This is a genomic window from Streptomyces sp. NPDC022552 (genome assembly GCF_055561875.1).
The window spans coordinates 156,871-180,841 of sequence record NZ_JBVHGJ010000008.1; the positions used below are offsets into that span (position 1 = coordinate 156,871).

A 23,971-nucleotide genomic window follows, 5' to 3' on the forward strand; every position below is an offset into this window, starting at 1 on the left:
GGGCCTTTCGAGGTCGGGACGGATCCGGGACCGAAGTCCCGGCCGGCCGGGTCAGAAGACCGACTCGGCCTCGGACATCCGGCTCGACGGTACGGTCTTCAGCTGCGTGACGGCCTCGGCCAGCGGGACCATGTGGATGTCGGTGCCGCGCAGCGCCGTCATCTTCCCGAAGTCGCCCCGGTGCGCGGCCTCCACGGCGTGCCACCCGAAGCGGGTCGCGAGCACCCGGTCGTACGCCGTCGGTGTGCCGCCGCGCTGGACGTGCCCGAGGATGACCGGCCGGGCCTCCTTGCCGAGGCGCCGCTCCAGCTCGACCGCGAGCCGGTTGCCGATGCCCTGGAAGCGCTCGTGACCGTACTGGTCGATCGCGCCCTTCTCGTACGCCATGGAGCCCTCGGCGGGGTGCGCGCCCTCGGCGACGCAGACGACGGCGAACTTCTTGCCGCGCGCGAAGCGCTCCTCGACCATCTTGACGAGGTCGTCGACCTGGAAGGGGCGTTCGGGCAGGCAGATGCCGTGGGCGCCGCCGGCCATGCCGGACTCCAGCGCGATCCAGCCGGCGTGCCGGCCCATCACCTCGACGACCATCACGCGCTGGTGGGACTCGGCGGTGGTCTTGAGACGGTCTATGGCCTCCGTCGCCACACCCACGGCGGTGTCGAAGCCGAAGGTGCGGTCGGTGGAGGAGATGTCGTTGTCGATCGTCTTGGGGACGCCGACGACGGGCATACCGGCGTCCGCGAGCATCCTGGCGGCCGTCAGCGTGCCCTCGCCACCGATCGGGATGAGCACGTCGATGCCGTACTCCTTCGCCAACTCCGGCGCGGACGCGGCGGCTTCGGCCAGCCGGTTGCGCTCCAGGCGTGCGGAGCCGAGGATGGTTCCGCCGCGGGCGAGGATGCCGCTGACCGCGTTGAGGTCGAGGGGACGGAAGTGTCCGTCGAGGAGACCCTTGAACCCGTCCTCGAAGCCGATGACTTCGTCGCCGTGGCCGGTGAGCGCCCGGTGCACGACCGACCGGATCACTGCGTTCAGGCCCGGACAGTCGCCGCCTGCGGTGAGAACTCCGATGCGCATCGTGCCGTGTCTCCTGCTCGGTAGTGGTACATGTGAGCTCTGTCGATTCTCCCACGCCCGGCCTGGCTCCCGCGCTCCCGGCTACTCCGCGCGCCCGGCCCTCAGGGCCTTTCGTCCCCTTTTACAGGGCCTTCGCCCGGCGGGCGTCCTATCCACCCCGAGAGGTATTGTCAAGAGGGCTATGCCACCCTATCGGGGTTTTTTGGACACACTCGGTTGACGATATCGAGTGGACAGGACGGGACAGGAGACCACGGCGTGACGCGCAGCGTGTACGTGACCGGGATCGACCGCGGAGACGGCCGGCAGGTCGTCGAGCTGGGAGTCATGGAGCTCCTGACCCGCCAGGTGGACCGGGTGGGGGTGTTCCGGCCCCTGGTGCACGACGGCCCCGACCGGCTCTTCGACCTGCTGCGGGCCCGCTACCGGCTCTCCCAGGACGCGTCGAGCGTCTACGGCATGGACTACCACGAGGCGTCCGCGCTCCAGGCCGAGCAGGGTACCGACGAGCTGGTCTCCCGGCTCGTCGAGCGCTTTCACGCGGTGGCCCGCGACTACGAGGTCGTCCTCGTCCTCGGTACGGACTTCGCCGCCACCCAGCTCCCGGACGAGCTGGCGCTCAACGCGCGCCTCGCCAACGAGTTCGGCGCCTCGGTGATACCCGTGGTGGGCGGCAAGGGCCAGCCGTCCGAATCGGTACGGGCCGAGGCGCGCAACGCCTTCCGGGCGTACGACGGGCTGGGCTGCGACGTGCTCGCGATGGTCGTCAACCGGGTGGCGGGCGACGACCGCGCGGCCATCGCCGAACGGCTCTCGGCCCGGCTGCCGGTGCCCTGTTACGTCCTGCCCGACGAGCCCGCGCTCGCCGCCCCCACGGTCGCCCAGATCACCCATCACCTGGGCGCCTCGGTCGTGCTCGGCGACGACGCGGGCCTGGCGCGCGACGCCCTGGACTTCGTCTTCGGCGGCGCGATGCTGCCGAACTTCCTGAACGCGCTGACCCCCGGCTGTCTGGTCGTCACCCCCGGGGACCGCGCCGACCTCGTCGTCGGCGCACTGGCGGCGCACTCGGCCGGCACCCCGCCCATCGCCGGCGTCCTGCTCACCCTGAACGAGCGCCCCAGCGACGCGATCCTGACCCTGGCGGCCCGGCTCGCGCCCGGCACCCCGGTCATCTCGGTCCCGGGCACCAGCTTCCCCACCGCCGCCGAACTCTTCTCCCTCGAAGGGAAGTTGAACGCGGCCACGCCACGCAAGGCGGAGACCGCGCTCGGTCTCTTCGAGCGGCACGTGGACACCGCCGATCTGCTCAAGCGGATCTCGGTGGCGCGCACCGGCCGGGTCACCCCGATGATGTTCGAGCACGACCTCCTGGAGCAGGCCCGCGCCGACCGCCGTCGCGTGGTCCTGCCGGAGGGCACCGAGGAGCGCGTGCTGCGCGCGGCCGACGTGCTGCTGCGCCGGGACGTCTGCGACCTGACGCTCCTCGGTGACGTCGAGGTCATCCGCAAGAAGGCGGCCGACCTCGGCATCGACCTGTCGTCGCCGTCGACCCAGCTGATCGACCCTCAGACCTCCGAGCTGCGCGACACGTTCGCCACGAAGTACGCCGAACTGCGCGCGCACAAGGGCGTGACGGTGGAGCTGGCGTACGACGTCGTCTCGGACGTCAACTACTTCGGGACGCTGATGGTCGAGGAGGGGCTCGCCGACGGCATGGTCTCCGGCTCGGTCCACTCCACGGCGGCGACGATCCGTCCCGCGTTCGAGATCATCAAGACCAAGCCGGAGGCGTCGATCGTCTCCTCGGTCTTCTTCATGTGCCTGGCCGACAAGGTGCTGGTGTACGGGGACTGCGCGGTCAACCCGGACCCGAACGCGGAGCAGCTCGCGGACATCGCCGTGCAGTCGGCGGCCACCGCGGCCCGTTTCGGCGTCGAGCCGCGGATCGCGATGCTGTCGTACTCCACCGGCACCTCGGGCTCCGGCGCGGACGTCGACAAGGTCCGCGAGGCGACGAAGCTGGTCCGGGAGTCCCAACCGGAGCTGCGGATCGAGGGGCCCATCCAGTACGACGCGGCGGTCGAGCCGTCCGTCGCGGCGACCAAGCTGCCGGGTTCGGAGGTGGCCGGACAGGCGACGGTGCTGATCTTCCCGGACCTCAACACCGGCAACAACACGTACAAGGCCGTGCAGCGGTCGGCCGGCGCCGTGGCCGTCGGCCCGGTCCTGCAGGGTCTGCGCAAGCCGGTGAACGACCTCTCGCGCGGCGCGCTCGTCAGCGACATCGTCAACACGGTCGCCATCACGGCGATCCAGTCCCAGATCCCCCAGGCCCCCGAGGGCCAGTCCCAGGAGCTCCCCGCATGACCGGCACCGGCACCGCGACCCGCGTTCTCGTCCTCAACTCCGGCTCCTCGTCGGTGAAGTACCAGCTGCTCGACATGCGCGACCGGAGCCGGCTCGCGGTCGGCCTGGTGGAGCGGATCGGCGAGGAGACCTCGCGCCTGGTCCACACCCCGCTCCAGGGCGGCGGGGGCGCCAAGCGGGAGCGGAACGGGGCGATCGCCGACCACGCGGCCGCGCTGAAGGCGGTGGCGGAGGAGCTGGCGGCGGACGGCCTCGGCCTCGACTCCCCCGAACTGGCCGCGATCGGCCACCGGGTGGTGCACGGCGGGCTCCGGTTCAGCGCGCCGACCGTGATCGACGAGGAGGTGCTCGCGGAGATCGAGCGGCTCGTCCCGGTCGCGCCGCTGCACAACCCGGCGAACCTGACCGGGATCCGTACGGCGATGACGCTCCGCCCCGACCTGCCGCAGGTCGCCGTCTTCGACACCGCGTTCCACACGACGATGCCGGAGTCGGCGGCCCGGTACGCGATCGACGTGGAGACGGCGGACGCGCACCGCATCCGGCGGTACGGCTTCCACGGCACCTCGCACGCCTATGTGTCGCGCGAGACGGCGAAACTGCTGGGCAAGGAGCCGGAGGAGGTGAACGTGATCGTGCTGCACCTGGGCAACGGGGCCTCCGCCTCGGCCGTCAGGGGCGGCCGCTGCGTGGACACCTCGATGGGGCTCACCCCCCTGGAGGGCCTGGTCATGGGCACGCGCTCGGGCGACGTCGACCCGGCGGTGACCTTCCACCTCAAGCGGGTGGCGGGGATGACGGACGACGAGGTGGACGTCCTGCTCAACAAGAGGTCGGGGCTCGTCGGGCTCTGCGGCGACAACGACATGCGGGAGATCCGCCGCCGGATCGACGAGGGCGACGAGCGGGCGGCGCTCGCCTTCGACATCTACATCCACCGGCTGAAGAAGTACATCGGGGCGTACTACGCGGTACTCGGGCGGGTGGACGCGGTCGCGTTCACGGCGGGTGTCGGGGAGAACGCGGCTCCGGTGCGGGAAGCTGCGATCGTGGGCCTGGAGGAGCTGGGCCTTGCGGTGGACACCGATCTCAACGCCGTACGGTCCGACGAGGCACGGATCATCTCGCCGGCGTACGCACGGGTGGCGGTCGCCGTGGTGCCGACGGACGAGGAGCTGGAGATCGCGCGCCAGAGCTACGACCTGGTGGCCCCGGCCGCTCCGGAAGTGAACGCCTGAGCGACCTCGCGCCCATTTGTACTTTCCACCAGACGGAATATTCCGCAGTGAAACAAACCGATAGGATCCGCCTCATGCGCCGTTCCAAAATCGTCTGCACGCTGGGCCCCGCCGTCGACTCGTACGAGCAGCTGAAAGCGCTCATCGAGGCCGGTATGAACGTGGCCCGATTCAACATGAGCCACGGGACCCAGGCAGAGCACCAGGAGCGGTACGACCGTCTCCGCAGGGCGGTGGCGGACACCGGCCGCGCCGTCGGTGTGCTCGCCGACCTCCAGGGCCCCAAGATCCGTCTGGAGACCTTCGCGGAAGGTCCCGTCGAGCTGGTGCGCGGTGACGAGTTCACCATCACCACGGAAGACGTCGCGGGTGACAAGTCCATCTGCGGCACCACGTACAAGGGCCTGCCGGGTGACGTCTCCAAGGGCGACCAGATCCTGATCAACGACGGCAACGTCGAACTGCGGGTCGTCGAGGTCGAGGGCCCGCGGGTCAAGACCGTGGTCATCGAGGGCGGTGTCATCTCGGACCACAAGGGCATCAACCTGCCGGGTGCCGCGGTCAACGTCCCGGCCCTGTCCGAGAAGGACGTCGAGGACCTCCGTTTCGCGCTCCGTATGGGCTGCGACATGGTCGCCCTCTCCTTCGTCCGTGACGCCAACGACGTCAAGGACGTCCACAAGGTGATGGACGAGGAGGGCCGCCGGGTCCCGGTCATCGCCAAGGTGGAGAAGCCGCAGGCGGTGGAGAACATGGCCGCCGTGGTGGCCGCCTTCGACGCCGTCATGGTGGCCCGTGGCGACCTCGCCGTGGAGTACCCGCTGGAGAAGGTCCCGATGGTGCAGAAGCGCCTCGTGGAGATGTGCCGCCGCAACGCCAAGCCGGTCATCGTCGCCACCCAGATGATGGAGTCGATGATCACCAACTCCCGCCCCACGCGCGCAGAGGCCTCCGACGTGGCCAACGCGATCCTGGACGGCGCGGACGCGGTCATGCTCTCGGCGGAGTCCTCCGTGGGCGCCTACCCGATCGAGACCGTGAAGACGATGTCGAAGATCGTCGCCGCGGCCGAGGAGGAGCTGCTCTCCAAGGGTCTGCAGCCGCTCGTACCGGGCAAGAAGCCGCGTACGCAGGGCGGCTCGGTCGCCCGCGCGGCCTGCGAGATCGCCGACTTCCTGGACGGCAAGGCGCTGATCGCCTTCACCCAGTCCGGCGACACCGCGCGCCGCCTCTCGCGGTACCGCACGATCCAGCCGATCCTGGCCTTCACCACGGACGAGGCCACCCGCAACCAGCTCACGCTGAGCTGGGGCGTGGAGTCCTTCCTCGTGCCGTTCGTGGAGACCACGGACGCGATGGTCGACATCGTCGACGCGGAGCTGCTGAAGCTCCAGCGCTACAACGAGGGCGACACCATGGTCATCACGGCCGGCTCGCCCCCCGGCGTCCCTGGCACCACGAACATGGTCCGGGTGCACCACCTGGGCGGCGCCGAGCGCGACTGACGCGCCGCGCCCGGCCCCTGGCATGACGAGGGCCCCCGTCCGGATCGGACGGGGGCCCTCGTCGTGTGCGGCTCCCTGACGGGCTCGTGAGGCGCGCGCCGGTGCGCTCGGGCCGGTGCGATCAGCTGGGCTCGACCGTGTTGCGCAGGCCGGGGACCGTGAGCGTGCCGCCGAACTGGCCGGCCTGGCGGACCTCGACGTCCGTGAAGATCGCGAACGGCACGTCGAGCGGCGGCGGGGTCTCCGGGCTGAAGGTGACCGGGATGATGCCGAAGAGGTTGCCCTTCAGCCTCTCCGTGTACATGGTCACGGTGCCGTTGCTCATGGTCGACGTCGAGCCCTTGTCGGAGCGGACGTGTCCCGTGTAGCCCTCCGAGTGGACGGTGCGCTGGTGCAGGTCCTTGATGTCCACGCCGTCCTTCGCGGTGAACTTCAGGACCTTCTTGATCTTCCCGCTGCCCGTCTTGACCTCGACGATGCCGTGGTACTTGAGTCCCTTGAGCGTGAGCCTCGTGCTGTTGAGGATCCACGGCTCGTCCGGGAGCAGCGGGACGCCCGGCTCCAGCTCCGCGGCCGCGAGCGCCTCGGGGTCGGGCTCGGGGCACGGGAAGCGCGGCTTGGCGCCCTCGGGTATGTCCTCGTCCTTCTTGGCGTCGAGGCCCTTGGCGTCGTCCGGCAGCTCCTCGACCTTGGCGCCTACCTTGGCGGCGGCCTCCTCGATCGCGGTCCTGGTCCTGTCGACCGGGTCGTCGGCCGTGGCCTTGCCCGTCTTGGGCGCCGTGGTCGCCGGCTTGTCACCGGGCTCGGTCGTCGCGGGCTTCTCGGCCGGTTCCTCGGCCGCCGGCTTCGTCGGGGAAGCGGTCGGCGTCGGCGTGGCCGTCGGGGTGGCGTCCGACCCGTCGAAGAGGTCCTTGATCTTGTCGCCGATACCCAGCGGGTCGAGCGGGTTGACGCTCTTCGTCGGGGTGGGCGTCGGGGCCGGGGCCTGCTGCTCGGCGGCGTTCTGCTCCTTCGCGGCCGTCGCCGAGGGGCTGGATGTCGGCTTGGGCGACTCCGGCTCCTCCGTGGTGTCCGGCTTCGGCGAAGCGGTCGGGTTCGGGCTCTCGCTCGCCTCGTCCGTGGGCGTGGCCGTCGGCTTGGGCGTCTCGGCGGGCTTCGTCGTCTCCTCGGCCACCGGCTCGTCCGAGCGGGTCACGCACGGACCGGGCGCGAAGGGGATGTCCTTCTCGTCGGCGAGGGCGAGCTTGGGCGCCATACCCATGCCCATCAGGACCGCGGTCGGCATGGCGGCCAGGGCCATCGCCTTGCCCGCCGGCCCCTGGATCTTGTTCAGCAGCGACTTGCGCGGAGCCGCGTGCCGCGGACCCCTGCGAGCCAGAGTGGCGCCGTCCGCAGCCGACTGCGCCGACTGTGTTTCGTCACCCCGCACTGTTCCTCCCGCCGTTGGCGTCGATCGTCGATTCGGTCGCCTGCGCACCGGGACCCGCCTGCGGGTCCGGCTCCTCACCGGCGCGCTGCTCCGGGACTCCGGCCTTCCCGAAGTCGACCGCCAGGGTCTCCTCCGGCGCCTCGGATCCCTGCGGCTGACCGTCGTACTCGTGTTCGCCCGCGTCGGCGCCCGTCGGCTCGCCGGCCGGCTTCGCGGTCTCCTCCACCGGAGCGCCCGGGGCCCAGGCGACGGAGAGCCCGCCACCGACCAGGGCCAGCAGGAAGCCCATGAAGAAGCCGCCGAGGTTGGAGACCGGGATGGAGACGAGCGCCAGCACGATCGCCGCGACGCCCGCGAAGACCCGTACGACGGGCTGGAACCACATCGTCAGTCCGAGCGTCACCAGGAGTACGCCGATGATCAGCGCTCCCGCGCCGCCCGTCGTCGCCATGGCGATCGTCATGTTGCCGAGTCGCAGGTCGGCGTACGGGAAGTAGGCGATCGGTACGCCGCCGATCATGGTGAACAGACCGGCCCAGAAGGGGCGGCTGCCTCGCCAGTCGTGGAAGCGGCGCACGCGCTGGTTCGGGACTCCGCGGGAAGCAGTGGACTCGGCGCTCATGGAAAACAGCTCCCTGGAAGCGGTGTTGCTGAGAAGTAGAGATGGTGGCGCTGTGGCCGGGAACGGGCGGGGCCGTACGGAACGAACGACGGCCCTCGCCCGCCGGGCGGTTGTGCCAGGTACCGCACCGAGTACTACTCGGTGAAGCACTCCTTGGTGCCCTTGTGCAGCTTCAGGCTCAGGTTGCTGAGCTTGAACGTTCCGGCGGTGGTCGCCCACGCCTTCTGCTCCACGTTGGTGAGCTTCGCCGTCTCGGCGCGCTGCGAGAAGCCGTAGGGGTTGGCCTTCGTACCGGGCTGGATGCCCGGCTTGCCCTCGGACTTCGGGAGCGAGCCCGCGGCCACACCGATGTCGATGTTGCCGAACTCGGCGTCCGCCTTCAGCGAGGAGACATCGAGGTAGATGTCCTTCGCGTAGACCGGCTTGTTCTTCTCCGTACCGGCGCGCAGCTCGAGCGACACGTTGCCGATGAACGGAACGTCCGGCGTCACGACGGACTGGCACATGTTGGTGATCCAGGCCTCGGAGAAGCCCGAGACACCGACCGGCTCCGCGAACGGCTTGCCGTGCAGGTCCTTGCCGGACGCCACGCTGCCGTACTGCACGAAGTCATTGCCGACAAGGCTGTCGGCCTTCACCTTGAACTCCTGGCCGGAGATGCTGAAGGACGCGGCAAGCGCGCCCTGAGCCAGGCCGACACCGATCGCGGCCGTCGCGGCCACACTCGGCACCATGACGACGGCGAACCGCTTCCATCTGGTCCCGCCACGAACCTGGGACTTCATGAGAATCCTCCTTCTCGGACGTACATCTCCGGATGGGCCCAGGGCCCGTCCTGGGATGGGAGAAGTGCTACGTCCTCGGGAAGGAGCGCCGAACACCGGGCGCGAGGAGCGTCCGACTTCACCGGCGATCACCCCCGAGCGACAACCACTGGCCACGCCTTGCGCGCAACCTCTTGGACAGGCCCTGCCGGTGAGAGCAGGAACCCCCCTGTCCACGGCCGGCGCCACTGTCGCCGGCCCGCTCGGTGGGGACCCTCGCCGCCGCCCCGGTTGGGTGCCGGGGTGCGGTACAGGACCGAGCGTCGCCGATCGTGGTCCATTACGGGCCGGGGCACAAGGGGGTTCGTTACTGACTAGTAACGGCTGGATAACCGCGTCACGACGGGGCGATGTCGCCCGGCCACACAGGGTGCAGTCAAGGGCGGCGACATAGGAGGAGGATGTCGGTGAAACTCGGACAGAAATCGAGGTTCGATTTACTGCAAGTAACAGCGGCCGCGATTACCAAGTTTTGGTAAAGCGCGGCCGCGTTATGTCACTGTGTCGCCAAATCGGCGCTGTCCCGGGCGGGATGGAACGGGTCAGAACAACACTCGGGCGAGCGCCTGACGGGCCGTCGTGACCCGCGGGTCGTCCGGACCGATGACCTCGAAGAGCTCCAGGAGCCGCAGCCGCGCCGCGTCCCGGTCCTCACCGGCCGTGCGCCGCACGGCTTCCACGAGGCGGCCGAAGGCGTCCTCGACATGACCGCCCACCAGATCGAGATCGGCGGCGGCGATCTGCGCGGTGACGTCGGCCGGGTTGTCGGCCGCGTTCCTACGGACCTGCTGCGGGTCCATGTCCTGCACCCGGGCGAGCAGTTCCGCCTGCGCCAGGCCCAGCTTGGCCTCCGGGTGACCGGGGTCGTCGGCGAGCACGTTCTTGTACGCCTGGACGGCACCGGCCAGGTCACCGGCGTCCAGCGCCGACATGGCCGCTTCGAGCAGCGCGTCGTACGGACCGGCCGGCGCGGCGGACGCGGCGGGCGCACCGTCGGCCTCGGCGTTCGGGTCGACGGCGATACCGGTGAGACCGAAGCGCTCCTCACCGACCTGGATCAGCTGGTCGAGGGTCTCGCGGATCTGGGCCTCGGGCGCCGCACCCTGGAAGAGCGGAAGCGCCTGGCCGGCGACCACCGCGAAAACGGCCGGAATCCCCTGGATGCCGAACTGCTGCATCAGCATCTGGTTGGCGTCGACATCGATCTTCGCCAGCAGGAAGCGGCCGTTGTACTCGACGGCGAGCCGCTCCAGGAGGGGGCCGAGCTGCTTGCAGGGCTCACACCACTCGGCCCAGAAGTCGATGACGACCGGAACCTCGGCGGAGCGCTGGAGCACATCACGCTCGAAGCCGGCCTCGTCGACGTCGATCACCAGGGCGGAAGGGGCGACGGCCGCGGGCCCGCCCTGCCGGGCGGCCTGAGCGCGCGCCTGCTCCGCCTTGGCCTTGGCCTCTCCGGCCGCCTTCACCGCGGCGAGGTCGACGACGCCGCTCATGGACATGTTTCTGGGCTGCATGAGTACATCCTCCCCCTTCCGCGCGCGTAACCGGTAAGTCATGGCTGAACCGCACACCAAGGTGCACGGTTCCCTTCGGTCGCGCCGGGTCCCCACCCGGCGCATGTGGTTGTCGCTCAAGGCTCGTCACAGCCTTTCGCTACGGGTCGTAGCGTAACTGTCCCGGTCGGCCGAGGGGAAGGACTCCCCGGTGAACTGGCTCACATCGCGCACCTCTGGCGCAATACCTACCGGCGGGTATGGTCGACCTCCATGTGTAGCCGCACCAGCTCCCGCAGTTCCCGCAGCCGTACCGGACGCCCGCGCAGTGTCGAGGCCGACGCCGCGATCCTCGAGGCGACCCGGGCCGCGCTGGTCGAACTGGGCTGGTCCAAGCTGACGATGGGCGATGTGGCCGGCCGCGCGGGGGTGGCCAAGACGACCCTCTACCGGCGCTGGGCGAGCAAGAACGAACTGGTCGTCGACGCGGTCGCCGTCCTCTTCGACGAACTCGAACTCCCCGACCTCGGTTCCCTCCAGGCCGACATCGAGCACGTGGTCCTCCAGTTCGCCGCGCTGCTCCAGCGGCCGGAGACCAAGACGGCGCTGATGGCCGTGGTGGCGGAGTCCACCCGGGACGAACCGCTGCGTGAGCGCATCCGCACCTCCATCGTCGACCGGCAGAAGCGGCTGGTCCTCGAAGGCCGCCAGCGCGCCCAGGAGCGCGGCGAACTCCCCTCGGACCGGGACCCGACGTCGGTCGACAGCACCGACGACCTGATCTTCGACGTGATCGCCGGCGCGGTGGTCCACCGCGCCCTGGTGAGCGCGGAACCGGTCGACGAGGCGTGGGTCCAGCGCTTCACGGCCCTGCTGATCGGCGGCCTGGGCGCGGCGGCGGCCACGCCCTAGGGTGATCGCCGTGACGATCACTCTGAACAGCTCGGTACGCGCACTCCTGGACGACGTCAACCCGGTGATCCTGGGCACCGTCCACCCCGACGGCTCCCCGCAGACCTCGGTGGTCTGGGTGGGCAGGGACGGGGACGAGCTCCTCGTCTCGACCCAGGACGGCCGCCGCAAGGTCCGGAACATCGAGGCCGACCCCCGGGTCAGCCTGACCGTGTACGACCGCGAGGACCCGCTGGTGTACGCCGAGATACGGGGCACGGCCACGGTCACCGAGGACGAGGGCCGCGCGCTCGCGGTCGCGCTCGCGGAGCAGTACGAGGGTCCGGGCGCCGGTCAGGAGTACCTCGAGCTGCCGCCGGAGGTGGTGCGGGTGGCCATCCGGATCACGCCGACGAAGGTGCTCGGCACGGCGGCGAAGTAGCCCGAGGGGGAAACGCCGGTAGGGGAAGGGGCGGTACGGGAAGTCCCGTACCGCCCCTGCTCGTCCCTACGCCTGCGGCTAGAAGCCCGGGGGCTCCGTGTAGATGCCCCACTCCTCGCGGAGCACGTCGCAGATCTCGCCGAGCGTGGCCTCCGCCCGTACCGCGTCCAGCATCGGGCCGATCATGTTCGAGCCGTCACGGGCCGCCGCCAGCATGGCGTCCAGCGCGGCGCTGACCTGGGCGTCGTCGCGGCGGGCCTTGCGCTCGCCGAGGACCCGGACCTGCTCCCACTCGACCTCGTGGCTGACGCGGAGGATCTCCAGGTCGCCGGTGACCGAGCCGTGGTGCACGTTGACGCCGACGACCCGCTTGTCACCCTTCTCCAGGGACTGCTGGTACTGGAAGGCGGACTCGGCGATCTCGCCGGTGAACCAGCCGTCCTCGATCCCGCGCAGGATGCCGGAGGTGATCGGCCCGATCGGGTGCTGACCGTCCGGGTGGGCCCGGCGGCCGCGCTCCTTGATCTGGTCGAAGATCTTCTCGGCGTCGGCCTCGATCCGGTCGGTCAGCTGCTCGACGTACCAGGAACCGCCCAGCGGGTCGGCCACGTTGGCCACACCCGTCTCCTCCATCAGCACCTGCTGCGTGCGGAGCGCGATCTCGGCGGCCTGCTCGCTGGGGAGCGCCAGAGTCTCGTCGAGGGCGTTGGTGTGCAGCGAGTTGGTGCCGCCGAGGACGGCGGAGAGCGCCTCGACCGCGGTCCGTACGACGTTGTTGTACGGCTGCTGGGCGGTGAGCGAGACACCGGCGGTCTGGGTGTGGAAGCGGAGCCACTGCGCCTTGTCGGTCTTGGCGCCGTAGACCTCCTTCATCCAGCGGGCCCAGATCCGGCGGGCGGCGCGGAACTTGGCGATCTCCTCGAAGAAGTCGAGGTGCGCGTCGAAGAAGAAGGAGAGGCCGGGGGCGAAGACGTCGACGTCCAGGCCGCGGGAGAGTCCGAGCTCCACGTAGCCGAAGCCGTCGGCGAGGGTGTACGCGAGCTCCTGCGCGGCCGTCGCCCCGGCCTCGCGGATGTGGTAGCCGGAGACGGAGAGCGGCTTGTAGGCGGGGATGCCCTGCGCGCAGTGCTCCATCAGGTCGCCGATGAGGCGCAGGTGGGGCTCGGGCTGGAAGAGCCACTCCTTCTGCGCGATGTACTCCTTGAAGATGTCGGTCTGGAGCGTGCCGTTGAGCACGCCCGGGTCGACACCCTGGCGCTCGGCGGCGACCAGGTACATGCAGAAGACGGGCACGGCGGGCCCGGAGATGGTCATCGAGGTGGTGACGTCGCCGAGCGGGATGTCCTTGAAGAGGACCTCCATGTCGGCGGCGGAGTCGATGGCGACACCGCAGTGGCCGACCTCGCCGAGCGAGCGCGGGTCGTCGGAGTCGCGGCCCATGAGGGTCGGCATGTCGAAGGCGACCGAGAGTCCGCCGCCGCCGGCGGCCAGGATCATCTTGTACCGCTCGTTGGTCTGCTCGGCGTTGCCGAAGCCGGCGAACTGGCGGATGGTCCAGGTCCGGCCGCGGTAGCCGGTGGGGTGCAGGCCACGGGTGAAGGGGTACTCGCCGGGCCAGCCGATGCGCTCGAAACCCTCGTAGGTGTCTCCGGGCCGGGGGCCGTAGACGGGCTCGACCGGATCACCGGAGAGCGTGGTGAAGTCTGCGTCCCGCTTGCGGGCCTTGTCGTAGCGGGCCTGCCAGCGTCGGCGGCCTTCCTCGATCGCGTCAGCGTCCATGCTTCGAATTTACTAGGACGTCCTAGTAAATGTCGATGGCAAACCCCCGCACATCCGTGCGGGGGTGCGGTGCCGGGCTGGGTCAGGCCTTGACGGGGGCCGGCTGCGCGCCGCTGACCAGCGGAAGCGTCTCGCGGACGACCTTGCGCTCGACGAAGAAGGCGGCGAAGGGAATCGTCCCGGACAGCAGCACCCACAGGAGCTTGCCGAACGGCCACTTCGCCTTGGAGCCCAGGTCGAAGGCGAAGATCAGGTAGATGATGTAGAGGACGCCGTGGGTCTGGGAGACCGCGAAGGTCACGTCCTCGCCCATGTCGAACCCGTACTTGAAGACCATGCACGTGCACAGCACGAGCAGCATGACGGCGGTGATGTACGCCATGACGCGGTAACGGGTCAGCACGCTGGATTTCATGCCGTCGAGCGTAACGGCACGTTCCGGGCGATCTTCCGGCGGGCCCGGTTCCTGTCGGCTCTCGCCGGGGCCGGTCCGGTCGGCTCCCGGCGGGGCCGGCGGTCGGGTCAGCTTTCGTCGAAGTCGTGCGCGTCCACGCGGAGCGGGCGCAGCATCGCGAAGATCTCGGCGCACTCCTCGGCGTCGTAGGCTCCGAGCCCGAAGTCCATCGCCATCAGGTCGCGGGTGGCGGCCTCGACCACCTCGCGGCCCTTCTCGGTGATGGAGGCGAGGGTGCCGCGGCCGTCGTTGGGGTTGGGGCGCTTGTCGACCAGACCGGACTTCACGAGCCGGTCGACGGTGTTGGTGACCGAGGTCGGGTGGACCATGAGCCGCTCGCCGATCTTGGACATCGGCAGCTCACCGGCCTTGGAGAAGGTGAGCAGCACCAGCGCCTCGTAGCGCGCGAAGGTCAGTCCGTACGGCTTGACGACGGCGTCGACCTCGGCGAGGAGGATCTGGTGGGCGCGCATGATCGAGGTGATCGCGGCCATCGAGGGGACCGGCCCCCAGCGCTTCTGCCAGAGTTCGTCGGCGCGGGCGATGGGATCGAAGGGGAGACTGAGCGGCTTCGGCACGCGTCGACCTTACCCACTGGTCACATGGTGGTCAGCCCCGTCTCGCACTTCGGTCGCACGGACGTGGAGAACGGCGGCGAGGAGACAGAGGGTGCCGAGCACGCCCGTGCCGGCGACCACCAGGTGGACGGGGAGGAACTCGGCGGCGAGGCCGGCGCCCGCCATGCCGACACCCTGCGCGGTCATCATGCCCGCGGTCATCAGGGTCATGGCCCTCCCCCGCCGCTCCTCGGGGACGGCGGCGACGAACCAGGCGTCGAGGCCCAGCGTGTACGCGCCGGTGGCACCGGCCAGGAGGAGGGCGAGGCCCGCGAGGACGGCGCCGGGCTCCACGACGTAGAGGAGATAGGGGAGGACGCCGGTCAGGACCAGGGGGTACACGATCCGGGAGCGGGTCGCGGCGCTCAGCCTGGACCCGGCGAACAGCTCGCCCGCGACGGTGCCGACGGGCAGGGCGCACATCAGCAGCCCGAGCGCGGCGGTGGAGACGCCGGCCCGGTCGGCGTACGGGGCGGCGAGGGCCTCCGGGACGACGGCGAAGAGGGGCGGCAGCCAGAACAGGAGCATGAGCGCGCGGACGCGGCGGTCGCGGAGGAGGGCGAGGTTGGCGCGCTCGCGCGGGGCGGCGGCGCCCCGGGCCGGCCGCTCGGTGGTGCCGAAGCGGAGGAGGAGGGCGGAGGCGAGGAAGGTGACGGCGGTGACGGCGATGGCGCCGCGCGCCGGCACGACGGTGAGGAGCACACCACCGACGCCGAACCCGACGAGCAGGGCGCTCTGCGAGACGATCCGGAGGAGGGAGCGCCCGAGGACGAAGAGGTCGCCCTCGCCGAGGACGTCGGCGAGGGCCGCGGTCCGGGTCCCGTGGAAGACGGGCGCGACGGCGGCCACGGCACACCGCAGCATGAGGAGCCCGGCGACGGGGGTCACGGGCACGACCATGAGCGCGACGCACCCGGCGCAGACGAGATCACAGACGACGAGGACCCGGCGGGGCGGGAATCGGTCGGCGACGCCGGCGAGGAGGGTGCCGCCGAGGAGATAGGGGAGGAAGCCGAGGGCGAAAGTGAGGGAGGAGAGGAGGGGGGAGCGGGTGAGGTCGTAGACGAGCACAGTGAGCGCGATCTCGCTGACGACGACGCCGAGGAGGGAGAGCAGGTGGGCGACGAAGACGGTCCGGAACTCCCTTACGGCGAACACGGCGCGATAACCGGGACGCGACTCCTCCCCGGAACCGCCCTCCGGAGCCACGACACCGGGTCCGGCTTCGCAGGGGGCGGGGGCGGGGGCGTGGGCGGGCGCGGGGGCTCCGTGGGGCTCGGGGGCGGCGGCTTCGTCGGGGTCGAGGACGCCGACGCCGGCTTCCGCGGGGGCGTGGGCGGGCACGGGAACGCCGGCTTCCGCGGGCGTGGGCGCGGTGGCGGGCGGGGGGCCCGGGGTGTCGGACCGGGGCGGGGTCCCGGATTCCCGGGAACGGGCGGCGTCGTGCTGCGGCATGCGGGCAGCGTGCCCGCCGGCTCGGGAGCGGCCTAGACTTTCGGCTCCAGCCGAATCTTCCGCGAGGCCCGCCATGCCGTACCACCTCCACTTCGGCGAGGCCGACCCGCTGCGGATCCGGTTCGCGCTCTCACCGCTCTGGGAGACGCATTCCGCCGTGCGCGTGCTGGCGCGGCCCCGGCCGCACGGGTACCACCTGCCGTGGCTGCGGCGTATCCGGGTCGCCGCCCAGGGGCTCGGTCTCGCGCCCCTGCACCTCCTCATGCCCCAGCGCGGGCACAGTCCGGACTTCCTCTATCCGCCGCCCCTCGGGCCCGCCGCCTCCTTCGCGGAGGAGATCACGGCCGTACGGGAGACCGATCCCGCCCTCGCCCGGGACGACTTCGCGCGGGCGCTCGCCGAGACCCCCGGCGCCGCGGCGACCGACGAGGGGCGGCGGATGCTGGCTGATCCCGCGGGGGCCGTCCAGCGCCTCGCCGATCTGCTCCACGCGGCCTGGGAGGCCCTGATCGCGCCCGAGTGGCCGCGGCTGCGGGCCGTCCTGGAGGCCGACGTGGCGTACCACTCGCGCCGGCTCGCCGAGGGCGGCCTGGAGCGGCTGCTGGGCGAGCTCCACCCCGGGTTCGGCTGGGAAGCCGAGCGCGCCACCCTCACCGTCGCCTACCGCGGCGACCACGCCCGCTCCCTCGACGGCCAGGGCCTCGTCCTGATGCCCTCCGTCTTCACCTGGCCCGACGTCGTGAGCGGCTTCGACCCTCCCTGGCAGCCGACCGTCGTCTACCCCGCGCGCGGGATCGGCGGGCTGTGGACCGAGGCCCCCGAACGGACCCCCGACGCGCTGGCCCGGCTGCTCGGGCGGGCCCGCGCGGACGTCCTGTGCGCGCTGGACGAGCCGGCCGGCACGACCGCGCTCGCCCACCGCCTCGGCCTCGCGCCCTCCTCCGTGTCGGCGCACCTGTCCGTCCTGAGGGAGGCCGGGCTGCTGACCTCGCGCCGGTACGGGCACCAGGTCCTGTACGAGCGCACCCCGATCGGCATCGCCCTGACCGCGCCCGGCGGCACGTACGACTGAGCCCCCGAACCGACAGGGGGTTCGGGGGCTCGAAGGCTCGGGCCGGCGGTCAGTCCGCCAGGTGGCGTTCCACGGTCGCGACCTTCGAGGCGAGGCCGTCCGTGACGCCCGGGCGGATGTCGGCCTTGAGGACGACGGAGACCCGGGGCGCCCGCGCCTCCACCGCGGCGACGGCGCGCTTGACGACGTCCATCACCTCGTCCCACTCCCCCTCGACGGAGGTGAACATCGCGTCGGTGCGGTTCGGCAGACCCGACTCGCGTACGACCCGGACGGCGTCGGCGACGTACTCGCCGACCTCCTCCCCGACGCCGAGCGGGGTGACCGAGAAGGCGACGATCATGCCTCTACCGCGCTCTCGCGGCGGGCGCGGGAGGCGATGACCGCGTCCTCGGCCTCACGCTTCAGCTTGCGCTCCGCGAAGAAGCCGCCGAACGGCAGCACCGAGAGCACGAAGTAGAGGGCGGCCGTCTTGAACTGCCACTTCGTGCGGTTCCAGGCGTCCAGCCAGAACAGCACGTACAGGATGAAGAGGATGCCGTGGACCGCGCCCATCACGGGCACGGCGTTGAAGTCCGTCGTGCGCTTGAGCACCGAGCAGACGAGCAGTAGCAGGAAGGAGACGGCCTCCGGCGCGGAGACGAGTCGGAGGCGGTGGAGGGAGGAGGCGGTCTTGATGTCCACGGAGGGGGTCACCTTCGTTCGATCTTGTGAACGGATGCACAAGGGTGGGCGGGTCCATTGTGCACGCCGACTTTGCTGTTCCTTTAGCCGGGGGGCCCGTAATCTCCCTCCGTGGCAACGTTCCGACTCCAAGGCAGCAAAGTGCTCGCCGTGTCCATGACCGGCGACGCCGTCAAGGCCAAAAACGGCTCCATGGTCGCCTACGACGGCCAGATGGCCTTCAAGAAGATGTCCGGCGGAGGCGAGGGCCTGCGCGGCATGGTCACGCGCCGGCTCACCGGTGAGCAGATGGAGGTGATGGAGGTGAAGGGCCAGGGGACCTGCTGGTTCGCCGACCGCGCCTCCGAGATCAACCTCGTCTCGCTCCACGGCGACAAGCTCTTCGTCGAGGCGAGCAATCTGCTCTGCACGGACGCGGGGCTGCGCACCGGTACGAGCTTCACCGGTCTGCGCGGCGGAGCGACCGGCAACGGCCTCTTCACCACGACCGTCGAGGGCACGGGCCAGGCGGCGATCATGTCCGACGGCCCGGCGGTGGTGCTGCGGGTGACCCCGCAGTACCCGCTCTCCGTCGACCCCGGCGCGTACATCGCCCATCAGGGCAACCTCCAGCAGAGCTTCCAGTCCGGTGTGACGTTCCGCACGTTCCTCGGTGAGGGCGGCGGCGAGGCCTTCCAGATCCGCTTCGAGGGCGACGGCATCGTGTACGTCCAGCCGAGCGAGCGGAACACGATCGGGGGCGACGTCTGATGCCGTTCCGCGAGATCAACTCGAAGATGGTCGAGGCGACCGTCGTCCCCGGACAGCGCATGTTCAGCCAGCGCGGCGCGATGCTCGCGTACCGAGGCGACGTCACTTTCACGCCGAACATGGCCGGCGGCCAGGGTGGCGTGATGTCGATGATCGGCCGCCGGGTGGCGGGCGAGGCGACGCCGCTGATGACCGTCGAGGGCAACGGCACGGTGATGTTCGGGCACGGCGGCCACCACATCCAGGTGATCCAGCTGACCGGCGACACCCTGTACGTCGAGGCCGACCGCCTCCTCGCCTTCGACGGCACCCTGCAGCAGGGCACCATGTTCATGGGCTCCCAGGGCGGGGTCATGGGCATGGTGCGCGGCCAGGTGACGGGCCAGGGGCTCTTCACGACGACGCTCAAGGGTCACGGCGCGGTAGCCGTCATGGCCCACGGCGGCGTGATCGAGCTGCCGATCACCCCGGGACGCGCGGTCCACGTGGACCCGCAGGCGTATGTCGCGCACCACGGCGACGTACGGAACAAGCTCTCCACCGCGCTGGGCTGGCGCGACATGGTGGGGCGGGGCTCCGGCGAGGCGTTCCAGCTGGAGCTGACCGGCAGTGGTGCGGTGTACGTGCAGGCCTCGGAGGAGAAGCTGTGACCGGTCCCGTCGTTCTCGACCCCCAGTCGCTCCCGTCCGACGACAACGTCAATCCGTACACCTTCTGCGTGGAGCTCAAGGGCTCCCAGTGGTTCCTGCAGAAGGGCAAGATGATCGCCTACTACGGGCGGATCGACTTCAACGGCATCGGCCACGGACGCCTGGACCGCCTGGTCCGTACGTCGTTCCACTCGCCGCTGCACGCGAGCGACTGGGTGGTGGCGGAGGGCAGCGGCAAGATGCTGCTGGCCGACCGGGCCTTCGACGTGAACTCGTTCGACCTGGACGAGGGCAATCTGACGATCCGTTCGGGCAATCTGCTGGCGTACCAGCCGACGCTGGCACTGAAGCAGTCGATCGTGCCGGGCTTCGTGACGCTGATCGGCACGGGCAAGTTCGTGGCGGCGTCGAACGGCCCGGTGGTCTTCATGGAGCCGCCGATGCGGGTGGACCCGCAGGCCCTGGTCGGCTGGGCGGACTGCCCGTCCCCGTGCCACCACTACGACCACGGCTACATGACGGGCGTGATGGGCGGAGTCCGGGCGCTGACGGGGATCGGCGGGACCTCGGGCGAGGAGCACCAGTTCGAGTTCGTGGGGGCGGGTACGGTACTGCTCCAGTCGACCGAGATGCTGATGGCCGACCGGGCGATCGGTGAGGTCGGCGGGCAGCCGGGCGTGCCGGGCGGCGGCGTTCCCGGAGCGCATGGTTCCGGCCAGGGGTCGCACGGTTCGGCACCGCGCCTTCCCGGACAGCTCGGGGACCTCCAGCGTCGCTTCGGGCTGTAGCCGGTAGTCTGCGGAGTGTGACGCCCTCGAACGTCTGCGCCCGTCGGGGTCCTGGGTGCCCGGCGTCACACTCCCTTACTTCGTCCAGTATTCAACTTCTTAGGTAGAATCCATATATGGAGACCGAGACGGCCACCCCCTGGCTCACCGACGCCGAGCAGTGTGCGTGGCGCACCTATCTGGACGTCAACCGGATGCTGACGTACCAGCTGGAGAAGGACCTCCAGCCCTTCGGCCTGACCATGAACGACTACGAGATCCTGGTGAACCTCTCGGAGTCGGCCGAACGGCGTCTGCGCATGAGCGACCTCGCGACGGCCACTCTGCAGTCCAAGAGCCGGCTCTCGCACCAGATCACACGCATGGAGAACGCCGGCCTCGTGCGCCGCGCCAACTGCGAGTCGGACCGGCGCGGGCTGTACGCGGTCCTCACGGACCAGGGCATGGAGACCATGCGCAAGGTGGCGCCCCACCACGTGGAGTCGGTGCGCAAGCACTTCATCGACCAGCTGTCGCCGGAGGCCCTCGGTGACCTGCACGAATCCCTGAAGCCCGTCGCGGAGCAGCTCCGCGGCCGTCGGGGCAAGCCCTAACGGCTTTCCGTCCTCCACTGACAGGTGACCGCCGGGAGACCCCCGGCACGCCGAACAGGCCCCGCCTGGCCGCCTCGGCCGTGGTCCGGCGGCCGCCCGGTGCCCAGGAGCGGGTGCTCGCGCCACGGGCCGGAACGACCCGTCGACGCCGGGCATCGGCGCGATCGCCCGGCGACCGCTGCGTCAGGCACGCGTTGCCCCGCGGCACGACCGCGTCACGAAGGCGGCACAAGCTCAAGGGCGTGCTCGTGGGACGACCGCGCCGTCGCCCGGGCCCATGCCCGGCCGACGGCGCGGTCGTCTCTCAACCCTCCGGCCGTCAGGCCTCGGTCAGGCTCTCCACCAGCTCGTCCGCCGCACGGTACGGGTCCAGCTCGCCCGACACGATGCGCTCCGCCAGCGCGTCCAGCCGGCGGTCGCCGTGGAGGTCGCCGATGCGGGAGCGCAGCGCCGTGACCGCGATCGTCTCGACCTCGCGCGCCGAGCGGGCCCGGCGGCGCTCCGCCAGGACCCCGTGCTCCTCCATCCACGCGCGGTGCTTCTCCAGGGCCTCGACGACCTCGTCGATGCCCTCGCCCCGCGCCGCGACCGTCTTGACGATCGGCGGCCGCCAGTCCCCGGCGCCGCGGGCCTCGCCCAGGCCCAGCATGTGGTTCAGCTCGCGGGCCGTCGCGTCCGCGCCGTCCCGGTCCGCCTTGTTCACCACGTACACGTCACCGATCTCCAGGATGCCCGCCTTCGCGGCCTGGATCCCGTCGCCCATGCCCGGAGCGAGGAGCACCACGGACGTGTCGGCCTGGGAGGCGATCTCCACCTCCGACTGCCCGACACCGACGGTCTCGACGAGGATCACGTCGCAGCCGGCCGCGTCCAGGACGCGGATGGCCTGCGGCGCCGACCAGGCGAGCCCGCCCAGGTGGCCACGGGTGGCCATCGAGCGGATGTAGACGCCCGGGTCGGAGGCGTGCTCCGACATCCGGACCCGGTCGCCGAGCAGCGCTCCCCCGCTGAACGGGGACGAGGGGTCGACGGCCAGGACGCCGACCCGCTTGCCCGCCCGCCGGTACGCGGAGACCAGCGCGGACGTCGACGTGGACTTGCCGACGCCGGGCGAGCCCGTCAGGCCCACCACGTACGCACCGCCGGTCAGCGGCGCGAGCGCCGCCATCACCTCGCGCAGCTGCGGGGACGCCCCCTCCACGAGCGAGATCAGCCGGGCCACGGCGCGCGGCCGGCCCTCCCGTGCCTGGGCGACCAGTTCGGGGACGTCCACCATTGCCGATGCTCCTTGCTTGACGGGAACTACTTGCCGGGAACGCGAACGATCAGAGCGTCGCCCTGACCGCCGCCGCCGCACAGCGCCGCCGCGCCGACACCGCCGCCGCGCCGCTTGAGCTCCAGGGCGAGGTGCAGCACCACACGGGCGCCGGACATGCCGATGGGGTGGCCCAGCGCGATCGCGCCACCGTTGACGTTCACCTTTTCCGGGGTAACGCCCAGGTCCTTCATTGACTGGACGGCGACCGCCGCGAACGCCTCGTTGATCTCGATCAGGTCGAGGTCCTCGACGCCCAGGCCCTCCTTCTTCAGGGCGTGCTGGATCGCGTTGGACGGCTGCGACTGCAGCGAGTTGTCCGGGCCGGCCACGTTGCCGTGGGCGCCGATCTCGGCGATCCACTCCAGGCCCAGCTCCTCGGCCTTCGCCTTGCTCATGACGACGACCGCGGCGGCGCCGTCGGAGATCTGCGAGGAGGTGCCGGCGGTGATGGTGCCGTCCTTGGCGAAGGCCGGGCGCAGCTTGCCGAGCGACTCGGCGGTCGTCTCGGCGCGGATGCCCTCGTCCTTCGAGAAGATGACCGGGTCGCCCTTGCGCTGCGGGATCTCGACCGGGGTGATCTCGGCCTCGAAGATGCCGTTCTTCTGCGCGGCGGCGGCGCGCTGGTGCGACAGCGCGGCGATCTCGTCCTGCTCGGGGCGCTTGATGCCCAGGTGGGTGTTGTGCCTCTCCGTGGACTCGCCCATGGCGATGTTCTCGAAGGCGTCGGTCAGGCCGTCGTACGCCATGGCGTCGAGCATCTCGATCGCGCCGTACTTGAAGCCCTCGCGGGACTTCGGCAGCAGGTGCGGGGCGTTGGTCATCGACTCCTGGCCGCCGGCGACGACCACGTCGAACTCACCCGCGCGGATCAGCTGGTCGGCGAGCGCGATGGCGTCCAGACCGGACAGGCACACCTTGTTGATGGTGAGCGCCGGGACGTTCATCGGGATGCCGGCCTTGACGGCGGCCTGGCGGGCGGGGATCTGGCCGGCGCCCGCCTGGAGCACCTGTCCCATGATCACGTACTGCACCTGGTCGCCGCCGATGCCGGCCCGGTCGAGCGCGGCCTTGATGGCGAAGCCGCCCAGGTCGGCGCCGGAGAAGGACTTGAGGGAGCCGAGCAGGCGTCCCATGGGCGTGCGGGCGCCCGCGACGATCACTGAGGTGGTACCGGTCGTTCCAGACATGAGGCACGGCCCCTTGGGATGAGGAGTGAACGAGGGTTTACCGCCAATGTACTGAGCGGTGCCGTACGCGGTCACCGGCCTGCCGGTGTGACGGCGCGCACGTTGCGTAACCATCCCCCTGGCGCTGCACTGGAGGAATGCTGACGCGAATCGACCACATCGGGATCGCCTGTTTCGACCTCGACAAGACTGTCGAGTTCTACCGTGCGACCTACGGTTTCGAGGTGTTCCACTCCGAGGTGAACGAGGAGCAGGGCGTCCGCGAGGCCATGCTCAAGATCAACGACACCTCCGACGGCGGAGCCTCGTACCTCCAGCTCCTGGAGCCCACCCGCGAGGACTCCGCGGTGGGCAAGTGGCTGGCCAAGAACGGTGAGGGTGTCCACCACATCGCCTTCGGCACCGCCGACGTCGACGGGGACGCCGAAGCCATCCGCGGCAAGGGCGTCCGGGTCCTCTACGACGAGCCGAGGACCGGTTCCATGGGCTCCCGCATCACCTTCCTCCACCCCAAGGACTGCCACGGCGTACTGACCGAACTGGTCACCTCGGCTGACCCCTCCTCAGCGGAGCACTGACCTCCGGATTCCTGGCCCGGTAGAGTGGGCGACTCCGGGCCGGGGCCGGTCGGTGCCGCATGCCATGCGGCGTCGAAGTCGGGGTATCCGATCTGCCACGATTCCCCGGGGGGCCGTTCTCCGGGGAACGGTGCTCGTTGGAGTGTTGCGAC

24 protein-coding genes are annotated in these 23,971 nt (G+C 70.6%); 11 read left to right on the plus strand and 13 right to left on the minus strand.

Annotation, left to right across the window (positions count from 1 at the left end):
• Window positions 1-51: 51 nt before the first annotated feature.
• Entirely contained in the window at window positions 52-1,077 is a 1,026-nt protein-coding gene (locus ACZ3OF_RS21955) for an ATP-dependent 6-phosphofructokinase (RefSeq protein WP_361672439.1), read from the minus strand.
• Between the two features lie 258 nt (window positions 1,078-1,335).
• On the opposite strand from ACZ3OF_RS21955, the gene pta reads away from it, so the two are divergent.
• From pta to pyk, 3 genes are all read left to right on the plus strand, one after another.
• Entirely contained in the window at window positions 1,336-3,447 is a 2,112-nt protein-coding gene (pta, locus tag ACZ3OF_RS21960; RefSeq protein WP_361672441.1) for a phosphate acetyltransferase, read from the plus strand.
• Window positions 3,444-4,685 carry an acetate kinase gene (locus ACZ3OF_RS21965; protein WP_467306329.1) on the plus strand — a complete coding sequence of 414 codons (1,242 nt, stop codon included), beginning with the start codon at window positions 3,444-3,446 and terminating at the stop codon, window positions 4,683-4,685. Before pta ends, ACZ3OF_RS21965 begins: the two co-directional genes overlap by 4 nt.
• Window positions 4,686-4,759: 74 nt before the next feature.
• Window positions 4,760-6,190 carry a pyruvate kinase gene (pyk, locus tag ACZ3OF_RS21970; RefSeq protein WP_361672446.1) on the plus strand — a complete coding sequence of 477 codons (1,431 nt, stop codon included), beginning with the start codon at window positions 4,760-4,762 and terminating at the stop codon, window positions 6,188-6,190.
• A 121-nt stretch (window positions 6,191-6,311) separates the two neighbouring features.
• Here the strand turns inward: pyk and ACZ3OF_RS21975 are convergent, their stop codons facing one another.
• The 4 genes from ACZ3OF_RS21975 to ACZ3OF_RS21990 all read right to left on the minus strand — a co-directional run bounded on the left by ACZ3OF_RS21975 (window position 6,312) and on the right by ACZ3OF_RS21990 (window position 10,582).
• On the minus strand, window positions 6,312-7,619 hold the full coding sequence (locus ACZ3OF_RS21975; protein WP_467306331.1) for a hypothetical protein: 1,308 nt from the start codon (window positions 7,617-7,619) through the stop codon (window positions 6,312-6,314).
• Window positions 7,609-8,241, minus strand: a complete 633-nt coding sequence (locus tag ACZ3OF_RS21980; RefSeq protein WP_361672451.1) for a DUF6114 domain-containing protein — start codon at window positions 8,239-8,241, stop codon at window positions 7,609-7,611. The genes ACZ3OF_RS21975 and ACZ3OF_RS21980 overlap by 11 nt, the downstream gene beginning before the upstream one ends.
• Before the next feature lie 134 nt (window positions 8,242-8,375).
• Complete coding sequence (locus tag ACZ3OF_RS21985; RefSeq protein WP_260227914.1) at window positions 8,376-9,026, minus strand: DUF6230 family protein; 651 nt, start codon at window positions 9,024-9,026, stop codon at window positions 8,376-8,378.
• 581 nt (window positions 9,027-9,607) lie between these two features.
• Window positions 9,608-10,582, minus strand: a complete 975-nt coding sequence (locus ACZ3OF_RS21990) for a tetratricopeptide repeat protein (RefSeq protein WP_361672453.1) — start codon at window positions 10,580-10,582, stop codon at window positions 9,608-9,610.
• Window positions 10,583-10,834: 252 nt separating this feature from the next.
• On the opposite strand from ACZ3OF_RS21990, the gene ACZ3OF_RS21995 reads away from it, so the two are divergent.
• Window positions 10,835-11,473 carry a TetR/AcrR family transcriptional regulator gene (locus ACZ3OF_RS21995; protein WP_361672456.1) on the plus strand — a complete coding sequence of 213 codons (639 nt, stop codon included), beginning with the start codon at window positions 10,835-10,837 and terminating at the stop codon, window positions 11,471-11,473.
• Between the two features lie 10 nt (window positions 11,474-11,483).
• Window positions 11,484-11,894 (plus strand): PPOX class F420-dependent oxidoreductase, encoded by a 411-nt coding sequence (locus tag ACZ3OF_RS22000; RefSeq protein ID WP_467306335.1) that lies wholly within the window; start codon window positions 11,484-11,486, stop codon window positions 11,892-11,894.
• 78 nt (window positions 11,895-11,972) lie between these two features.
• Here the strand turns inward: ACZ3OF_RS22000 and ACZ3OF_RS22005 are convergent, their stop codons facing one another.
• The 4 genes from ACZ3OF_RS22005 to ACZ3OF_RS22020 all read right to left on the minus strand — a co-directional run bounded on the left by ACZ3OF_RS22005 (window position 11,973) and on the right by ACZ3OF_RS22020 (window position 15,902).
• A complete protein-coding gene (locus ACZ3OF_RS22005) occupies window positions 11,973-13,673 on the minus strand; it encodes an acyl-CoA mutase large subunit family protein (RefSeq protein WP_361672460.1) in 1,701 nt (566 codons plus the stop codon).
• A gap of 82 nt (window positions 13,674-13,755) precedes the next feature.
• A complete protein-coding gene (locus ACZ3OF_RS22010; RefSeq protein WP_361434667.1) occupies window positions 13,756-14,088 on the minus strand; it encodes a DUF3817 domain-containing protein in 333 nt (110 codons plus the stop codon).
• A gap of 107 nt (window positions 14,089-14,195) precedes the next feature.
• Window positions 14,196-14,705 carry a MarR family winged helix-turn-helix transcriptional regulator gene (locus ACZ3OF_RS22015; protein WP_361434668.1) on the minus strand — a complete coding sequence of 170 codons (510 nt, stop codon included), beginning with the start codon at window positions 14,703-14,705 and terminating at the stop codon, window positions 14,196-14,198.
• Between the two features lie 9 nt (window positions 14,706-14,714).
• Window positions 14,715-15,902, minus strand: a complete 1,188-nt coding sequence (locus tag ACZ3OF_RS22020; RefSeq protein ID WP_467306450.1) for an MFS transporter — start codon at window positions 15,900-15,902, stop codon at window positions 14,715-14,717.
• 370 nt (window positions 15,903-16,272) lie between these two features.
• On the opposite strand from ACZ3OF_RS22020, the gene ACZ3OF_RS22025 reads away from it, so the two are divergent.
• Entirely contained in the window at window positions 16,273-17,271 is a 999-nt protein-coding gene (locus ACZ3OF_RS22025; protein ID WP_467306338.1) for an ArsR/SmtB family transcription factor, read from the plus strand.
• 49 nt (window positions 17,272-17,320) lie between these two features.
• Here ACZ3OF_RS22025 and ACZ3OF_RS22030 read toward each other — a convergent pair whose 3' ends face one another.
• Together ACZ3OF_RS22030 and ACZ3OF_RS22035 are read right to left on the minus strand one after the other, a co-directional pair.
• Window positions 17,321-17,614, minus strand: a complete 294-nt coding sequence (locus ACZ3OF_RS22030; protein ID WP_361599573.1) for an MTH1187 family thiamine-binding protein — start codon at window positions 17,612-17,614, stop codon at window positions 17,321-17,323.
• Complete coding sequence (locus ACZ3OF_RS22035; RefSeq protein ID WP_361672469.1) at window positions 17,611-17,955, minus strand: DUF3817 domain-containing protein; 345 nt, start codon at window positions 17,953-17,955, stop codon at window positions 17,611-17,613. Before ACZ3OF_RS22035 ends, ACZ3OF_RS22030 begins: the two co-directional genes overlap by 4 nt.
• A gap of 111 nt (window positions 17,956-18,066) precedes the next feature.
• Here ACZ3OF_RS22035 and ACZ3OF_RS22040 point away from each other — a divergent pair, with 111 nt between their 5' ends.
• From ACZ3OF_RS22040 to ACZ3OF_RS22055, 4 genes are all read left to right on the plus strand, one after another.
• The gene (locus ACZ3OF_RS22040; RefSeq protein ID WP_361672472.1) at window positions 18,067-18,705 is read left to right on the plus strand and encodes an AIM24 family protein; all 639 of its coding nucleotides are present in this window, start codon (window positions 18,067-18,069) and stop codon (window positions 18,703-18,705) included.
• Window positions 18,705-19,355, plus strand: a complete 651-nt coding sequence (locus ACZ3OF_RS22045; protein WP_361434672.1) for an AIM24 family protein — start codon at window positions 18,705-18,707, stop codon at window positions 19,353-19,355. The genes ACZ3OF_RS22040 and ACZ3OF_RS22045 overlap by 1 nt, the downstream gene beginning before the upstream one ends.
• Window positions 19,352-20,143, plus strand: a complete 792-nt coding sequence (locus ACZ3OF_RS22050; RefSeq protein WP_361672475.1) for an AIM24 family protein — start codon at window positions 19,352-19,354, stop codon at window positions 20,141-20,143. Before ACZ3OF_RS22045 ends, ACZ3OF_RS22050 begins: the two co-directional genes overlap by 4 nt.
• 116 nt (window positions 20,144-20,259) lie before the next feature.
• Window positions 20,260-20,736: a MarR family winged helix-turn-helix transcriptional regulator gene (locus tag ACZ3OF_RS22055; protein ID WP_352191697.1), complete on the plus strand. Its 477-nt coding sequence runs from the start codon at window positions 20,260-20,262 to the stop codon at window positions 20,734-20,736.
• A gap of 319 nt (window positions 20,737-21,055) precedes the next feature.
• Here ACZ3OF_RS22055 and meaB read toward each other — a convergent pair whose 3' ends face one another.
• Both meaB and ACZ3OF_RS22065 read right to left on the minus strand, forming a co-directional pair.
• On the minus strand, window positions 21,056-22,012 hold the full coding sequence (meaB, locus tag ACZ3OF_RS22060) for a methylmalonyl Co-A mutase-associated GTPase MeaB (protein WP_467306344.1): 957 nt from the start codon (window positions 22,010-22,012) through the stop codon (window positions 21,056-21,058).
• A 26-nt stretch (window positions 22,013-22,038) separates the two neighbouring features.
• Window positions 22,039-23,241, minus strand: a complete 1,203-nt coding sequence (locus ACZ3OF_RS22065; protein ID WP_467306346.1) for an acetyl-CoA C-acetyltransferase — start codon at window positions 23,239-23,241, stop codon at window positions 22,039-22,041.
• 137 nt (window positions 23,242-23,378) lie between these two features.
• Here ACZ3OF_RS22065 and mce point away from each other — a divergent pair, with 137 nt between their 5' ends.
• Complete coding sequence (mce, locus tag ACZ3OF_RS22070) at window positions 23,379-23,819, plus strand: methylmalonyl-CoA epimerase (protein WP_361672481.1); 441 nt, start codon at window positions 23,379-23,381, stop codon at window positions 23,817-23,819.
• The last annotated feature ends 152 nt before the right edge of the window (window positions 23,820-23,971 follow it).

Excerpts from the sequence above, each read along its gene's own strand:
- ACZ3OF_RS22005 (WP_361672460.1), bottom strand. The coding sequence starts at position 13,673 with ATGGACGCTGACGCGATCGAGGAAGGCCGCCGACGCTGGCAGGCCCGC.
- mce (WP_361672481.1), top strand. The coding sequence starts at position 23,379 with ATGCTGACGCGAATCGACCACATCGGGATCGCCTGTTTCGACCTCGAC.
- ACZ3OF_RS22025 (WP_467306338.1), top strand. The coding sequence starts at position 16,273 with ATGCCGTACCACCTCCACTTCGGCGAGGCCGACCCGCTGCGGATCCGG.
- ACZ3OF_RS21990 (WP_361672453.1), bottom strand. The coding sequence starts at position 10,582 with ATGCAGCCCAGAAACATGTCCATGAGCGGCGTCGTCGACCTCGCCGCG.
- ACZ3OF_RS22065 (WP_467306346.1), bottom strand. The coding sequence starts at position 23,241 with ATGTCTGGAACGACCGGTACCACCTCAGTGATCGTCGCGGGCGCCCGC.
- pyk (WP_361672446.1), top strand. The coding sequence starts at position 4,760 with ATGCGCCGTTCCAAAATCGTCTGCACGCTGGGCCCCGCCGTCGACTCG.
- ACZ3OF_RS21965 (WP_467306329.1), top strand. The coding sequence starts at position 3,444 with ATGACCGGCACCGGCACCGCGACCCGCGTTCTCGTCCTCAACTCCGGC.
- meaB (WP_467306344.1), bottom strand. The coding sequence starts at position 22,012 with ATGGTGGACGTCCCCGAACTGGTCGCCCAGGCACGGGAGGGCCGGCCG.
- ACZ3OF_RS22055 (WP_352191697.1), top strand. The coding sequence starts at position 20,260 with ATGGAGACCGAGACGGCCACCCCCTGGCTCACCGACGCCGAGCAGTGT.
- ACZ3OF_RS21955 (WP_361672439.1), bottom strand. The coding sequence starts at position 1,077 with ATGCGCATCGGAGTTCTCACCGCAGGCGGCGACTGTCCGGGCCTGAAC.
- ACZ3OF_RS21980 (WP_361672451.1), bottom strand. The coding sequence starts at position 8,241 with ATGAGCGCCGAGTCCACTGCTTCCCGCGGAGTCCCGAACCAGCGCGTG.
- ACZ3OF_RS21995 (WP_361672456.1), top strand. The coding sequence starts at position 10,835 with ATGTGTAGCCGCACCAGCTCCCGCAGTTCCCGCAGCCGTACCGGACGC.
- ACZ3OF_RS22045 (WP_361434672.1), top strand. The coding sequence starts at position 18,705 with ATGCCGTTCCGCGAGATCAACTCGAAGATGGTCGAGGCGACCGTCGTC.
- ACZ3OF_RS21985 (WP_260227914.1), bottom strand. The coding sequence starts at position 9,026 with ATGAAGTCCCAGGTTCGTGGCGGGACCAGATGGAAGCGGTTCGCCGTC.
- ACZ3OF_RS22030 (WP_361599573.1), bottom strand. The coding sequence starts at position 17,614 with ATGATCGTCGCCTTCTCGGTCACCCCGCTCGGCGTCGGGGAGGAGGTC.
- ACZ3OF_RS22010 (WP_361434667.1), bottom strand. The coding sequence starts at position 14,088 with ATGAAATCCAGCGTGCTGACCCGTTACCGCGTCATGGCGTACATCACC.